At 71.5% G+C, this 14858-nt stretch carries 10 protein-coding genes; 1 reads left to right on the forward strand and 9 read right to left on the reverse strand.

Annotated features, from left to right (window positions below):
* Positions 1 to 620: 620 nt before the first annotated feature.
* The 5 genes from ACZ7OY_RS39285 to ACZ7OY_RS39305 form a co-directional block, all read right to left on the reverse strand.
* Positions 621 to 2435, reverse strand: a complete 1815-nt coding sequence (locus ACZ7OY_RS39285; RefSeq protein ID WP_472250362.1) for a DUF2637 domain-containing protein — start codon at positions 2433 to 2435, stop codon at positions 621 to 623.
* Positions 2432 to 5020: a bacterial transcriptional activator domain-containing protein gene (locus ACZ7OY_RS39290; RefSeq protein WP_472250363.1), complete on the reverse strand. Its 2589-nt coding sequence runs from the start codon at positions 5018 to 5020 to the stop codon at positions 2432 to 2434. The genes ACZ7OY_RS39285 and ACZ7OY_RS39290 overlap by 4 nt, the downstream gene beginning before the upstream one ends.
* Positions 5017 to 5595, reverse strand: coding sequence for a hypothetical protein (locus ACZ7OY_RS39295; RefSeq protein ID WP_472250364.1), 579 nt, complete (start codon positions 5593 to 5595; stop codon positions 5017 to 5019). The genes ACZ7OY_RS39290 and ACZ7OY_RS39295 overlap by 4 nt, the downstream gene beginning before the upstream one ends.
* A 163-nt stretch (positions 5596 to 5758) precedes the next feature.
* The gene (locus tag ACZ7OY_RS39300) at positions 5759 to 5911 is read right to left on the reverse strand and encodes a hypothetical protein (RefSeq protein WP_472250365.1); all 153 of its coding nucleotides are present in this window, start codon (positions 5909 to 5911) and stop codon (positions 5759 to 5761) included.
* Positions 5912 to 6620: 709 nt separating this feature from the next.
* On the reverse strand, positions 6621 to 7217 hold the full coding sequence (locus tag ACZ7OY_RS39305; protein WP_472250366.1) for a hypothetical protein: 597 nt from the start codon (positions 7215 to 7217) through the stop codon (positions 6621 to 6623).
* A gap of 123 nt (positions 7218 to 7340) precedes the next feature.
* On the opposite strand from ACZ7OY_RS39305, the gene ACZ7OY_RS39310 reads away from it, so the two are divergent.
* Positions 7341 to 7466, forward strand: a complete 126-nt coding sequence (locus ACZ7OY_RS39310; RefSeq protein ID WP_472250367.1) for a hypothetical protein — start codon at positions 7341 to 7343, stop codon at positions 7464 to 7466.
* 179 nt (positions 7467 to 7645) lie between these two features.
* Here ACZ7OY_RS39310 and ACZ7OY_RS39315 read toward each other — a convergent pair whose 3' ends face one another.
* The 4 genes from ACZ7OY_RS39315 to ACZ7OY_RS39330 are packed head-to-tail and all read right to left on the reverse strand — an operon-like array spanning position 7646 to position 14857.
* Positions 7646 to 10273, reverse strand: a complete 2628-nt coding sequence (locus tag ACZ7OY_RS39315; protein ID WP_472250368.1) for an ATP/GTP-binding protein — start codon at positions 10271 to 10273, stop codon at positions 7646 to 7648.
* Positions 10249 to 10908 (reverse strand): hypothetical protein, encoded by a 660-nt coding sequence (locus tag ACZ7OY_RS39320; protein WP_472250369.1) that lies wholly within the window; start codon positions 10906 to 10908, stop codon positions 10249 to 10251. The genes ACZ7OY_RS39315 and ACZ7OY_RS39320 overlap by 25 nt, the downstream gene beginning before the upstream one ends.
* Positions 10905 to 12017 carry a C40 family peptidase gene (locus ACZ7OY_RS39325; RefSeq protein ID WP_472250370.1) on the reverse strand — a complete coding sequence of 371 codons (1113 nt, stop codon included), beginning with the start codon at positions 12015 to 12017 and terminating at the stop codon, positions 10905 to 10907. Before ACZ7OY_RS39325 ends, ACZ7OY_RS39320 begins: the two co-directional genes overlap by 4 nt.
* 38 nt (positions 12018 to 12055) lie before the next feature.
* Positions 12056 to 14857 carry a hypothetical protein gene (locus ACZ7OY_RS39330; protein ID WP_472250371.1) on the reverse strand — a complete coding sequence of 934 codons (2802 nt, stop codon included), beginning with the start codon at positions 14855 to 14857 and terminating at the stop codon, positions 12056 to 12058.
* Between the last annotated feature and the right edge of the window lies 1 nt (position 14858).

Raw genomic sequence — 14858 nt, forward strand, 5'->3', positions numbered from 1 at the left:
GAACGGGCAGGTTCGGGTGCGGTCGCCGTCCCGATTGCGTCCTTTCCTGCGTTCGGATTCGGGGATGGGAGCAGGCCACTTGCGGCCGCGCCAGGACCGAGGTTGCGCCGGCCTTCCAGAGCAACGGTGTCCCGCCGCGGGACTTGCTCCAGGAGTGCGTCCGGATCGACCCGTTCGGCGGCCAGCAGCCGCTGGCCCGGGTCTGCGGTCGGAGTGCTTTCGGAGGTGCTCGGTCCGGTGCCGAGTCGACGTCGTGCGGTGTTCATGGCGGAAGTCTGCTGCACCGAGTTCTCTGTCCTTACGAGCCCCCCGAGGTGCTGGGGCCGGAGTGGCTGCAAAAGTGGTAGAGGCGTGCGGCGTTCACGGGTCTCCGCCTGGCGGCCGTCGGCGTAGGCCAACGCGGTGGCGTGCGGGAGGCGTCGGTGACGTATTCGCCCAACGAGGCCGGGAACGGGGCCAGCTCGATACCGACCGGCACCCGAGTGCCAGCGACCCGCGCGGCTCGCGCCCGGCGGAACGGGAGGCCGGCCGCCCGACACGCGCTGCCGGGGCCGGCCCGCGAGGACGGGCAGGACGGGAAGGCACGGTCAGCGGCCGCAGTGCGGGCACCCGCGGCGACGTCATCCTGTCCCGCCTTGGTGTCGCTCTCGGTCGTGCGGCTCTGCCGGGTGTTTCCGGTGCGGCTGGTCTTTTGTGTGGGAGTGGATTCCTGTGGGCGGTGTGTGGTGGTTGAGGGTGTGGTAGCGGCGTTCGAAGGTGGTGAGGTGGGGGGTGAGGTCGGTGGGGGTGAGGGGTTTTCTGTATTGGGCGGTGATGCCTTGCTGGGTGAGGTGTTTGAGGACGTGTTCGAGGGGTGGGGTGTGGTCGGTGAGGTCGCGCAGCTGGGCCCAGGCGGTGTAGATGCGAAAGTGCAGCAGGTAGCGGGCCAGGGTTTTGGGCTTGACGGGGTGGCCTTGGGAGTCGTGGATTTCCTGGTCGGCGAGGTGTTGTGACAGTTGGTCAGGGGTCGGTTCGGTGCCGTGCTGCTGTAGATGCTGGTGCCAGGCGAGGTAGTAGCGGTCCACTTGGGTGAGGGCCGGCAGGGTGGGTGCTGGGCGGGATTGCCTTTTGGGCCGGGGCGCGGACGGGCCGGCGTGAGGATGGGGTTGCGGGCGGGCGGGGTCCGGCTGGGTGGTACGCATCTGTCGGCGCGTGCTGGACGGTGTGAGGGCCGCCGTCGGCGGGTTTCTCGGGAACCGGCGTCGGCTGCGGTCGGGTGGGTGGTCCGGGGCTGTTGCGTTGTCGGGCGCAGGCGCAGGCGCAGGCGCAGGCGCAGGCGCAGGCGCGGGTGCAGGTGCGGTGTTGTCGTTGTCCTGGAGTGGTGCGCTGCGACGGTTCGTGTGACGCGGCGTGGTGTGTCCGGCGTCGGTGCAGGTGTCTGGGCTGTTGTCTGCCGGCGGTTCGAGGCCCCGGTAACAGGCGGCTTCATCCGGTAGCGGGGCCGGGGTGTCGCTACCCCTGCCGAACCGACGGGCGTCGTGGGGACCGGCCGGGCCTGGGAACGCGCCTGTTTCCTTCGAGGAGGGATCCTTCAGCGGGAGTTTTCCGTGGTGCCGGCCCTGGTGCTGCTGTGGGGCTGGTGCCTGCTGCTGCCGGTCGGGGGCGGCTTCCACGGCACGCGGGGCGGCGGCGGCCGGTGGGGCCGGGGTGTCCGCGGTGAGCGCGGGCTGCGGGGCCGGGGGGATCGGCACCGGCTCGATGCCCGCAGCCGCGAGGCCCGCCGGGGCGGTCTCGGAGAGCGGGATGCCGTAGCGGGCCAGGCGCAGGGGTGTCAGGGATTCGACCGGTGCTGTGCGGCGCCAGGTGCGGCCGTAGCGGGAGTGGAGGCGTGCCTGGTAGACGAGGCGTTCCTGCTCCAGTTTGATGACGCGGCTGTAGGAGCGCAGTTCCCAGAGCTTCATGCGGCGCCAGAGCAGGAAGGTGGGCAGGGGGGAGAGCAGCCAGCGGGTGAGGCGGACGCCTTCCATGTGCTTGTCGGCGGTGATGTCGGCGATCCGGCCGATGGCGTGCCGGGCGGCCTCGACCGTGACGAGGAACAGGATCGGGATCACTGCGTGCATGCCGGTGCCCATCGGGTCCGGCCAGGCGGCGGCGCCGTTGAAGGCGATGGTTGCCGCGGTGAGCAGCCATGCGGTCTGGCGCAGGAGCGGGAGGGGGATGCGGTTCCAGGTCAGCAGCAGGTCGAGGGCGAGCAGGACGCAGATGCCCGCGTCGATGCCGATCGGGAAGAGGTAGGAGAAGGTGCCGAAGCCCTTCTTGGCCGCCAGCTTGCGCACGGCCGCGTATGAACCAGTGAAGCCGATGGCGGCGATGGTGAGGGTGGCGGTGGTGATGAGTGCGGTCAGGATGCGGTGGACGCGCGGGCTGGGTGTGTTGCCGGGGCGGGTGGGGGTCACGGCTGGGGGTGCCGTTCGTGTCCGGTGGTGTGCAGGAGTTGGTGGATGAGCTGCTGGGTCTCGGGTTGGAGTGGGGCGTCGAGGGTGTGGGTGAGGTGTTGGATGCGGGTGATGGCGGTGTGCAGGCCGGGGCGGTTGCCGGCTGCGTCTTCGATGCGGATCCAGTCGCGGTAGAGGAGTTCGGCGTGCTCGTCGGTGTCGAGGCCGACTGTGATGGCGTGGCGGGCGAGGGTGAGGTTGTGGTGGGGGCCGGGCGGGGTGCGGTGGGTGGCGATGGTGTGGGCGGTGCGGATGATCCGGGTGATCATTTCCTGCTGGTGGGGCTCGGCCCAGGGTGGGGGTTGGGTCCCGAAGGGGCGTCCGCGTACCAGGGCTAGCGCGTCTTCGAGGTCGGCCAGTGCGGCCGGGTCGTGGGGGTGGGTGTGTTCGGTGAGGCGGAGGAAGCGGGTCCAGTCGCAGCGGACGGCGGGAGCCAGGCGGTAGGGGGCGCTGCCGGAGGTGCGGCGGGGGAGGTAGGGCTGGCCGGTGGGGTCGTTGCCCAGGGCGCGGCGCAGGCCGTGGATGCGGGCGTTGAGGGTGGCGGGTGACCAGGGGCTGGCGGGGTCCATGGCGGTGCACAGGGTGTCGGCGTCGCGGTCTGGGCGGAAGTAGAGGAGGGCGGCGAGCTGGGCGGTGCGCGGGCCGTGGCCGGTGCTGGGTACGCCGCTGACCTCGATCGGGCCGAGGACTTTGATCTCGGGTGCGTGCGGGTCCGGTGCCGCACGGTCCGTGCCTGCGTCCTTGGTGTGTTCAGGTCTTCTGGGGCGTGAGGGGGCGGTACTGGCCGGTGTGGCTTCGGCATCCGGCGCTTTTGCGGCGGGTGTCTTCTGGGCCGGGGGTGTGCCGGGTGCCTGTGCACGGGACGTCGGCCGCGGTCCGGCCGGATTGATCGGACCGGCCAGGCGTGGCGTGGCCGGGTGGGCGGTGGCGGCGAGCAGGGCCGGGAACACACTGCCGTCACTGCCGTCACTGCTGACTCCCCTGTCAGGGGAGGGGTGTGTGTGCTGTGCGGGGTGTCGGTCGGGCTGTTGGGCTGGCGGCTGTCCGGGCGGCGGCGCGGTTCCAGGCTGGCCCTGGTGTTCGTGCTGCGGTTCTTGGGCGGGGCCGTCGGGCTGTCCGTCGGGCTGGCTGTCGGTGGTGAGTGCGTTGGTGATCCGGTGGTAGGCGGCCTGGCTCAGGCGCTGCAGGCGGATGTCGGTGCCGGTGGAGTGCACATGCTGCAGCGTGTCGTGTGAGGCGTTGAGGACGTCGGCGTGGGGGAAGTGCGCGGCGGCTGCGTGGGCGGGGGCGATGAGGGTGACGGGCAGGGCGGCTGCCTTGCCCGTGAGGTGGGCGAAGTCGCGTGCGGTGTGGGTGTCGAGAGGGTCGGCGCACAGCACCACGTACGGCGGATGCGGTATGTCGGGTCTTTGGTGTGCTTCCAGCAGCCGTTCGCTGAGGTCGCGCAGTGCGTGGGCGGCGTCGGGGCGGTGTGTGATCCGTGCGGCGGGCAGCAGCTGTGGCAGGTCGGCGCCGAAGCCCGTGGTGACGATCTCGATCTGCCCGGCCCAGGGGCTCATGGCGAGTTCCAGGGCGAGGGAGGTGCACACCTCGGTGATGTGGTCCGGTCGGCCTTCCAGCAGGACGGCGGGTGTGCGGGCGAGGTTGAGGAGCAGGAGGTCGCCTGCCGGGGTGTGGCCGGTGGTGACCAGTGCCGGATACGGCGCCGGCGCCTCGCGGGCGGCCTGCTCGTCTGGGAGGTCGGTGCCGTCGGGCAGGGTCCACCATCCGTCTGCGGCGGCGGTGAAGGGCGCTGGGGGCGGTGTGTGGGGGATGTCGGGCAGGAGGCGGACGGTGCGGGCAGTGATGAGCGCCGCGCGTACGGCGGGCAGGGCGTCGTTCTCGTCGCGGGCGAGGGCGTGCAGGGCGCTGTCCAGCCGGATGAGGTCATCGCCGGTGCGGGTGGTGTGCGCGGGCGTCGGGGTGTTGGCAGCCGTGTTGCTCCGGCGGGCGTGCCGGGTGGCCAGGGCCGCGGTGAGGGCTGCGGCGGCGAGCGCGCCGATGCCGAGTGCGGTGGACAGGGGCAGGGAGCGGGGGCCGGGTGAGGGCGGGGCCGCTGGTGTCGGGGTGGGCAGAGCGGAGGCGGTGTGGGGCGCGGTGGTCGGGGCTGCTGTGCGCGGCGGGAAGTCGCTGGTGACGGGCGGCGGTGTGGGGGAGGGGCCGGCCGCGCTGGTGCGGGGGTGTGCTGTGTAGGCGGGGCCGTTGCGGGGCTGGTGGCGGCCGGTGAGGTCCTGGTGTCTTTGGCGCAGGCCGAGGGTGGGTGAGGTCAGGGGGAGGACCTGCGGGGCTGCGAGGGTCGCGCCGGGGCTGAGGGCAAGGGTGTCGGCAGGGGTGCTGGCCGGGCGGGGTGTGCACGCGCAGGTCGCGGCCGGGGACGCCGGCTGGGTGGCGGAAGAGGCGGTAGAGGCGGAAGTGGAGGTGGCGGTGGGCAGGGCTGTGAGGGCGGGCAGCAGGAGCAGCCAGGTTGCGCGGCGTGGTGGCAGGCGGCGGGTCACGGCGCTGTTCACTTCGACAGGGTGATGGTTGCGGCGTCGAAGAGGGGCAGTTCGAAGTCGGCGTGGGTGGTGGTGGCGGGTGGTGCGGGGAACTGCCAGAAGACGGGCACAGCTTCACCGGGTTCCAGCTGGGAGAGTCCGGTGGTGGTCAGGGGGCGGGCGTCGGTGTCGCGCAGGACGTAGTAGCGCTTGCCTGCGGTGAAGTCGACCAGGGTGGCGCCGGCGAGGGAGGAGCCGTTCTTCAGGACGGCTGTTTCGTTGCCGCGCAGTTCGGCGGGGACGATGACAACAGTGCTGCCGGTGTTCTTCAGGGTGCCGCGCAGGGTGAGTGCACCGGGAGGGAGGCGGCGGGCCGAGGTGAGGGTGAGGCTGAGGCGGTGCTGGCCGGCCAGCACGGCTAAGGGTGTTGAGGGCCGGCTGTCGTTGCCGGCTGGGGTGGTGTGCGGGCGGGTCGTGGAGGTAGCAGCCACGGCAGCCGTATCGGGGTGACTGCTCGGTGCGCATCCGGCCCCCGTCATGGCCAGGCCGACTGCGAGCGTCAGCACGGCCCGCCGCGCGGCGGGTGCGGTGCGGGACAGGGAAGTCATGGGCGTCCTTCTTGGAGGATGAAGCGGCGTGTGGCGCGGCCAGCCGCGCCGGCTGGTGCGCTGGGCCGGTGTCCGGCGGCGCGGTGTGCTTGCAGGGGCCGCCGGAAACGAGGTGCGGCCCGGGCCGACCGCGCTCGAAGCGAGGGCGGGAGGGCCGGCAGGGCTATCGGTTGCGGCCGGTGAGGGGCCAGACGGTGATGGTGTCGCCGTCGAGGGTGACGTGGCGGCCGGGGAAATGGCGGCGTACGAGGTGGACGTCGGCGGGGGTGAAGTCGACGGCTGAGGTGGCTACCCAGGCCTCGCCGTGCTGGGTCACTTCGCAGGTACCGGCAGGCCATACGGGCCGCACCAAATATTCCGTTGCGCGAACATGCGGAAGGTGACGAGTCATGGAGCGTGTCCTTTTCTGCCTTGAAATAGGGGTTATTGGAGAAGTGATGGACACGAGCGATGCAACAGTAAAGCTTCACTTGAGCAAACATCAAGGGGGTTGGGGAATTCTGCCGGTCCCGTGGAAACCCTCAACCCCGCTGCAGCGAAGAGACGTTGCCGCGCCTCCCGCTGCCTGCCGCAGATTTCCGGCGGTCAGCGTCGCCGCCAGCCAGCCAGCCAGCCAGCCAGCCGGCCGGTCGGTCCGTTTCCGCCTGGGCGTGCCCGTACGGTCATCCGCGAGTCCATCGCGGGGCGGATGCCGTTGACGCGGGCCGGCCGGCTGGGCGGGTTGCGGACCACGGCGAACGCGTCTGGAAGCCAGGCGGGGACCACTGCCAGCCATCGCGATCGGTCTTGTCGTGAAGGTGGCCGGCCGATGCTGCGCGTGCCGTTCTGCGAAGGCAGTGTCCGTGAGCCATGCCCGCGCGACGAAGGCCGCGCCTGTTCCTCGGAGCAATCGGCCTGACAGGCAGTCTTGTTGGCGCTGGCCTGTTGCCGCCTGCGGCGGGCGTTCGATGTGCCGGTCTTCAGGTGTTTTCGATGCCGTCGGCCGCACTGGTGCCCCCGGCACCCTTCCGGCCTGTGACGGGGCTCTATTCGTCCAGGAGGGACAACTCCTCGTCGGTGAGCTGACTGAAGCAGGACTCGTCTGTGACCACGGCGGTGGCCTGGCTCAAGGCGCCTAGGCCGGCATGGCGCGCGTTCAGGATCCACCCCTGTTTCTCGTATGAAGCCATGAAGTAGGAACCGTTTTCCCCGGCAGGCACCTCCTTGGACGGTTTGGTCTCCTGCCACCCCCGTGTCTTGAGGCCGGCGAGCACGGCGTTGAGCTGTCGGAGCTTTTCTGCCGGGGTAGTTGCGGATGCGGCCCCCGTTTCGGCGGACGACCACGAGACTACGCAGGGAGTGAGCCGAGGTATGAGGGCGGCCAGCATGCGTTCTCTCTCCGGGGTCGCCAAGCTGGCCAGTCGGCCGGGGGCACGTAGTCCCGCCTTCGACCTGCCTTCGGGCAGCCCTGCCGCGGCGAGGGCCGCGTCCAGGTCGACCTGCACGTCTCTTTGACCGAAGGATGCCGAGGGCTTGGCGGCAGTCGGGGCGGAGCGTTCAACGCCGCCGCCGCATCCGGTGGCAAGAATGGCGCTTGCGGCGGCTGCCGTTATTTGTCCGGCTCTGATAGGCGTGGTACGCATGATCTCTTCCCTCGATGCCTTGGCCGTCAGGGACGGCCTGTCCAGAACCCGTCGCGTTTGTTGTGATTCGCTTGGGTCTGCAGGGCGCGTTCGGTGTAACTCCCGTTCGGGGAAGATACATCGATGACCAGCGAGAACGTGTCCGAGTGCGTGCCCGCGGAGGCGGCAGTGGCCGTGCCGCTGAAGGCTGTGGATGACCAGCTGATCGACGGGCTGGTGGGCCCGCCCGGACCGAAGGACCGCAGCTGACCGGGGCGGCCCGCCGCCCGCCGCGTCGTCGTTCGTTACGGGGCGTGCGGCGTGGCATCGATGCACTAGGCCTGACTTTGAGCCGAGATCCGGTTGGCGGGGCCTTCGGCTGCCGGTTTGCATGTGCTGGAGGGTGAATGAGGCCGGGTGCCCGACCTTTCGGGTGTGTGGACTGCCCATTACTCGAATTCCTTCTTCCTTGAGGGTGCGGAGCCGGCAATTGTGGGGGAGCGGTTGGCGAGGAAGGCGGTGACGCGGCCGATCTGCGCCGTTGCACGGCTGGTGAGCTGGTCCAGGGGGAGTGCTTCAGCGTTGGCCAGGGCGGCTCGTTCCAGCGCGGGGACCTGCCGCGGGCGGGCCTGGGAGGCGAAGACCGCATCAAGATGCGGCCCGCGCAGCTGTACCGGCCCTACACGGCGGCCGTGTACGTGCAGGGACACGTAGTGCTCGAAGCGTTTCATGGTGGCCACCCGGTCCGGGCTGGGGTTGTCGCCCCACTCGGCCGTGACGGGGGCGATCGCGGACTTCGACCCGGCGGTGGTGGCCAGCGTGGAGGCGTTCTGGACCAGGGACAGTCGCACCGGGGTAGGCAGGCGGGCCAGCAGCTGGGTCATGCCGTGGACGTGGCACTTGTACTTGCGGAAGTCCTCGAACATGGAGGCGATGGTCTCCGGTGCCGCGCCGGTCAGCGTGATCAGCTCGTCGAAGTACGACCGGAAGGGCACCCGCCGCTCTTCGGGGGTGTCGCGCCGGGAACGCACAGCCCGCAGTAGATCGCGCGCGAGGAGTGCGGTCACCAGCCGGTCGGTGGGGCCGTTCCCGCCCGGGCACACCCACACGACCATCCCGCAGTCCATGGCCGAGCGGATGTTGTAGACGCCTGTCGGCTGGCCGAGAAAGGCCCGGGTGATGGGGTTGGCGGCCAGGCGGGTGATCGGGTTGAGGACCACGGCGAACGCGTCCGGCGGCAAGGTGGGGAAGACGACCTGCCACCAGGAACGGGTCTCCTCGTCCAGGCGGTCGGCTACCGCCGCGAGCGCTATTTTGCGGAACGCGGTGTCGGTGAGCAGGGCCCGCACGTGGAAGATCGTGGCCTGGTCCTCGGGGCGGCCGGCCTGGCAGGCGGCCTCATTGACGGCGACCAGGACGGCCAGGGCGGCGGTCAGGATGGTGATCGCCCGGGGTGCGGTGGCGTCGTCCCATGCCAGTGCCGAGGCGCAGGCGTCGGCGAGCGCCTCGACGACCTCGTGCGCGGCCTGGCCCTGGTGCATGCCGAGCGGATTCCATGAACTGACCCGTGGGTTGACTCCGAGGCCGTTGAGGTCGACGAGGGCGATCCGCTCTGCGAGGTTCTCGTGGGCGAGGAAGGGGGTGGCCCGCGGCCAGGAGTCACGGTGCGGGTCGACGAACAACAGCCCGCCCCCGGCATGTGCCCAGCCGATCGCCTGTGCCAGGGCCCGCTCGGTCTTGCCGCCGCCGGCTTTGCCCACCCCGACCTCGAAGAGGGTTTCTTCGGCGTAGGTGGCGACCATGCGCTCGCGGCCGTCCGGTCCCCGGTAGGTGCCCTGCAGGAGCAGATGCGGATCCCCGAACGTGAACGTGGGCAGCTCCGCGGCGAGCACGGGCAGGCGGCAGTGCAGGGTGGGCGGCTTGAGCAGGCCGGTGAGTTCTTCCAGCCTCACCCAGTTGGCGCGGGGCGGCTGGCAGTGTCCTATGTTCCAGCGGCGTTCGAAGCCGCGCCGGCTGGGCCAGCGGTCGGCGCCGATCCGCCACGGCCCCAGGCGCCAGCCGCGCATGGCCCACCTCGAGCGCCCGCCGAACACGTCGAGCGCGGCCTGGATCTGGGCCATCCTGGCCTGGGCGCGGCCCTGGATGTTCGAGGCGCACATCACGAGCAGCTGGACGCGGATCAGGTGGTCGTCGTCGGCGAGCTTGCCCAGCGCCTGAGCCGGGTCGATCCGGCGAGGTACCGGCGGCATGACCAGCCTTCGCCCTCCGGCGGAAGGGGGCCTGTCGCTGAGCAGCTGCTGCAGCTGCCAGGTCAAAGAGTCCTCGATGTTGCCGGCGTCCCGGCGCAGCCAGCGAGCGGCCCGCTGGGCCTCGCGGCGTTCAACGCGGTGCGCGGCGCCCATCAGCTGCAGGCGGCGCGCCCGCAGCGCCCACTTGGGAGCGCGCTGGATGTCGAGGCGGATCTCGGCGAGATCGCCGGCCTCGGGGCGCAGATCGGCCACGGCGTCGACGAGCGGCTGGAGCGGGTCGGGAGTCAGGGGCACCTCGCGCAACGGGGCAGTGGGCTTACCGCGCAGGACGAACTCCGCGCGCACGGTGTGCATGCGCGCCTTGTCGACGATGGGCCGGGCCCGGTTGACGGTGACGTCCGGCCCGAATGGGGTGATGGACAGCAGCCGCTGGCCGCCGGCGGGGCCCTCGACGCGATACCGCAGCGGGCTGGAGCCGTCTGCGCGCAGCCGGATCTGCACGGTCTTGGCCCGGCGGGGCGCCCACCACGGCATGGCTGTGGACGCGCGGGCAAGCTGGACGCCGCGGCGGAAGATCTCTTCCAGTCCCGGGTCGAAGTGCCGCGACGGGACAAGCTCCAGTGCCATTCGCTCGGCCGAGGCTTTCCGTGCCAGATGGCGTACCACCGTCTCGCCGGCAGCCCAGAGCGCGACGGCGGCCAAGGCCACCATCCACCAGTAAGTGATCAACCAGCCGACGGTGTGAGCGACGCCCGAGACGAGGCCACGTACCTGACCGGCGGCCGGGTCGTCGGGCCGGTCCATCAGGTACGGGGTTGCAAAGTCCACGTGGACGCCCCCCTTTGTGTGGTGGTGCGGGTGAAGTACCAGTCGGTGATACGCAGGTCGGTGTAGGTGCCGCCGCGGTCGGTGCCGGCCCACACCAGATGGACCACGGCCCTGTTAGGGCTGCCGTCGCGGCGGGCGATCGCGGCTTGGATGCGGAAGCCAGAAGTGGCGAACGCCGGGACCACTTGATGGCCGGAGTCACCGAAGACGTCTGGCCATTTCGCGCGGCCGACGCCGGTGGCGTCCGCGCGCAGCAGGGCGCGCCCGGCGGAGAGCAGGGTGCGCTCATCGGCGCCGGGCAGGTCGGCGGGCCATGCTGCCTCCAGGTTTTCCTGGACCGCCCGGTCGCCGGCCACTCCCTCGCCGTGCGGCGGCAGAGCAGGCCCGACGGCCGACGGCGCTGCTGCCGGTGGAGCCGCGGAGTGGGCTGTGTCGACGGTTGGTTCGTCGGTGGGAGGCGGAGCCGCCGGTGGCCCATCCGCGGTCGTAGCCGTGGCCGCATGTATGGGCGACGCTGTCGTCGGGGCCGTCGGCTCCTGACCGTGCGGCATGCCCAGCAGGGCGACACCCGCGACGGCGAGGATGACGGTGCTCAGCAACAGCAGGCGTGGCGAACGTGTCGGGGTGGTGGTCACAGCAGCCGGGCTCCTCCCGCGTAGCCGGACATGGTGTTGACGGCGTCCAGGCGGACCACAGCCCCCGGGCGAGGCGCGTTGATCATGCGTCCGTGGCCGAGGTAGATCCCGACGTGGTAGATCGTCGAGTCGTGTCCCGGTTCGGTGGCGTAGAAGACGAGGTCACCCGGCTTGAGTGCGCTGGTGCCGAGGCCGGCGGGGATGCGCCGGCCGGCACCGGCCTGCGGGGCTGCGGTGCGCGGCAGCAGAATCCCGGCCTTGGCGTACGCGTACTGGGTCAGTCCGGAGCAGTCGAAGCCCTTGATGTGTGCGCCGCTCTTGCCGCTGGGTGTGCAGCAGATCCCGTACGACGGGCCGTCGGCGTTGCCGCCGCCCCAGGAGTAGGGCACCCCGCGCTGGGCGAGCGCCGCCTCGATGACGGTGCGGGCCTTCCCTGAGGCGCCGCCCAGGTCCGAGTCTGTTGCGGCTGCGGTGTACTGGTCGATCCAGCCCAGCACGTTGGCGACATAGGTGCTGGAGTGGTTGTACTGCCAGATCGCGGCCTTGAGCTGGGCGCGTCTGGTCAGGTTGCGTCCGTTGCCGCACAGGTAGACGGCGGCGCCGAGGGCTGCGTCGTCGGCGTTGTGTGGATCGGCGGCTTGGTCCCCGTTCGCGTCCTTGCCGATCGACTCCCACGTCGAGGGCAGGAACTGGAACGGGCCGACGGCGCGTTCTCCGGATGCGGTGCCGTCCCACTTGCCGCCGTCGGTGTCGGGGACGGCGGTGGTGTTGCCTCCTTGGCCGGAGCCGTTGAGGAGTACTCCGTAGATCTTCGGGCGGATGTCGCCGTTGTCCGCGATGCTGCGGCCCACCGCATGGTTGGACTCGACCTTGGCGATTCCGGCGAGGAGCGGCCAGCGCATGCCCCGGCACGCGGGCACGTACGTGCCGACCTGCTGGGTGGCTTTCTTGTACGCGGTCAGCATCCGCGGCGGGATGTCGGCGGCACTGCCGCCCTCGGCGATCCCGCCGTCGCTCTGCCGGCCCGTCTTCAGCGCGGCGTAGGCGCTGATCGCGTTTCCCACGGGGGCGGCGCAGCACACGGCAGTGAACAGCAGCAGGACCGTCACGCACCCCCACCGCCCCAGACGGCGGCGCCCGCGCGCCTTCACCCGTTCTCACCGTCCTCGGCCTGCCACTGCGCCCGCAGCTCGCGCAGACGGTCGGCCTGACGCTGAGCCTCTTCACCGGGCCCGTGGTGCCGCAGTAAGTCCCGCATCCGGGCCCGCGCCTCATCGCGCGGGCTGTTACGGGCGCCTTCTGCGCTCCCTGGGCCTGGGTGGCTCGGGCTGGTCCTGTCCGGCTCGGGGTGCACCGGACGTGGGGCGCCGCCTACGGGCTGGCCTGGCCCCGTCCCCCTGGTGCCTGCGGCCGCAGACGTCGGCGCAGATGCCGGCTGGGCGGAGGCCGTCCCCGGGCGGCCTGAGGCACCGCTGCCCGGCCGGGGGGCAGCCGTGCCGTCTGCTGGGCGCGGGGAGGGCGCCGGTGACCAGGAGGTGGGCAGGCGGCGGCTGGTGAACGGGCCGGGTCCGCCGCGGTCGTCGGTGTTCTCCCGCAGCACCCGGGCCACGTGACGCCCGGTGTCTTTCCAGGCGCGGCCGTCCTCGCGGACGGTGTTGCCCCATACCTGCACCTGCTGGCGGGCGTCCTGGGAGTAGCGCGAGCCTCCCGTCCGGGCGCGGCGGACGCTGGCCGGCAGGCCGACGGTCGCCCCGTAGGCGGCGCGGCCGCCCCGGTGCAGGATGCGGTAGCCGCGCAGGCGGACCAGCCGGTTGTGGGCGCGGGTCGACAGCAGGGTGCGGTCGGTGTGCTGGTCGTGCAGGACCTGGCCCGTGCGGCGGTCGACGATCTGGCCGTCTTCGTTGCGGTAGCGGTCGGGCGGTCCGCCGGGACGGCGCGGCCCCGCGCCTCCCCGGCCACCGTCCCCGCCCCCACCCGGACCCCCGCCCGGGCCCTCGCCGGGGTTCGGGTCGCTGTCGGCGGTGGGCTTGCGCCACTTGGCCAGCTGCTCCTTGTCCGGGCGGCGGCCGATGAGCAGCCAGTACGCGCTTTTGGCGCCGAGCCGTGCGCCCAGCCCGCCCGCGGCCGCGGCCGCGGTCAGCGGGGCCAGCCCGCGCCGTGCTTCGGCCGTGGCGTCGGCGAGGATTCCACCGGTGTCCACCGGCATGCCCGTGCCGTCGGACAGCGAGGCGAGGGCGCCCATCAGCCGCTGTCGGGTGCCGAGCAGCCCGAACCGGCCGCCTCCGCCGCTGGTGAAGGCGCGCAGGCCGCCGCCGTAACCCATGGCGGCGGGGGAGTTCATGGCGAGGGCGGCGCCGAGCTCGGAGGTGTCACCGGGCAGATGGGTGCCGCCGACCTTGGCGTAGCGCATCCGCATGGCCATCCGTCGGCCGAAGGAGGCGATACCCGACAGGAGCCTGCGGTGCCCGGCCGCGCCGGCGATGGCCAGGACATCGATCAGCAGGATCCGTTCCACCACCAGGTCGGGCCCGTTGGTGACGGTGGCGTCGACGGCGATCCCGAAGAACGGGATGAACGCGCAGATCCCCACCACGGCCAGCACCGCGATCCCCCACAGCGACAGCCACTTCCACACCGACTGCCGGGCGGGCCCGGGCAGCATCCCGGCGACGAGGGTGACACCGCCGGCGGCCGCCGCGGCGACACACGCGCCCTGGGTGCCCAGCAGCACGATCGCCGAGGACAGGAGCATGCCGCAGATGAACAGGGCCGCGACCAGCAGCAGGCCCGCGCCGCCGACCCGCCACCAGGTCGGCTTCTCGGCGTAGGCGGCACACGATCTGCCGACGGGGCCGGCCCGTTTCATGTCCTCGAGGAACGCGGCGAACTCGCGGTCCTCGTCGGTCACGATCGCGCTGGAGGCATCCAGCAGCTCCCCGCCGGGAGTGAGTTGCGGCAGCCCGTCGCCGCCGTCGCTTGCGGGTATGCCTTCGATGAAGCCGCGCTCGCAGTACTTCTTCGCCGGGCCACGGATCTTGCTGCAGACCTCCTTGCCCCTGGCGGAGACTTTGGCGCCCACCTTGTATCCGCCGGTGACCCACTTCAGATGGACGGCGTAGGCCTTGAGGTCGGCCGGGTTGGCGGGGTCGAGGATGCGCCCGTACTGAAGGAGCATGTACGGCTTGACGATCAGGGCGTTGGTGATCGAGTCCTGGAGAGGCCGGGCCACCGCGGCCGCCGAGACCGGTCCTTCGCTCTGGCGCTCCTCGCACTTGAGCTCGGCGTTGCCGGCCATGCCCGCGCACGGGTCGTCGCTGGCGAGTTTGCCGCCCCAGTCATAGGCGTTGACGGACTGCTCGGCGACCGCGGCAGCTACCTGCTGGGACTGCCCCAGCGGTCCATCCTGGGCGAGCAGGGTGTCAGGGCGGACGAGAGCCGAGGCAGCAATCGCCCCGATGAGCAGGGTGAGGAAGATTTCGCCCAGGCCGCGGCCGACCCGCCCGCGCACGATCATGAATCCGGCGAAGACGAACGCCCAGGCCAGCAGCAGACCCTTCAGCCCGAGCGTGTCGACCACCACGCTGTCGTAGGTGTCGGCGGCCTTCTGCGCCGGGCGGGCGAGGATCTTCAGCAGCGGGAAGCGGAAGGCCACCTCGATCGCCCACCCCGCCAGCCCCACCAGCAGCCGGATCAGGGTGAACAGACCCGACAGGGCGAAGGCCAGGGCCTGGCTCCTGAAGGCGACGATGGATCCGCCGTCGGCGCCCAGGTCGTAGCCGTCGATCGGCACACCCTCGGAGGAGTAGATGTTCAGCGGGGCCAGCAGGTCCCCGCTCTCGCCGCTGCTGCCGGCCGCGTACACGACCTGCGTGTTCACCAGCAGGAACACCCCGGTCAGCAGGACGACGAAGCCGGCCGCACGCAGGCTCGCACGCTCTGGACGCAGCACG

Source organism: Streptomyces sp. NPDC107559, assembly GCF_055657365.1.

Excerpts from the sequence above, each read along its gene's own strand:
- ACZ7OY_RS39295 (WP_472250364.1), bottom strand. The coding sequence starts at position 5,595 with ATGACTTCCCTGTCCCGCACCGCACCCGCCGCGCGGCGGGCCGTGCTG.
- ACZ7OY_RS39305 (WP_472250366.1), bottom strand. The coding sequence starts at position 7,217 with ATGCGTACCACGCCTATCAGAGCCGGACAAATAACGGCAGCCGCCGCA.
- ACZ7OY_RS39310 (WP_472250367.1), top strand. The coding sequence starts at position 7,341 with ATGACCAGCGAGAACGTGTCCGAGTGCGTGCCCGCGGAGGCGGCAGTG.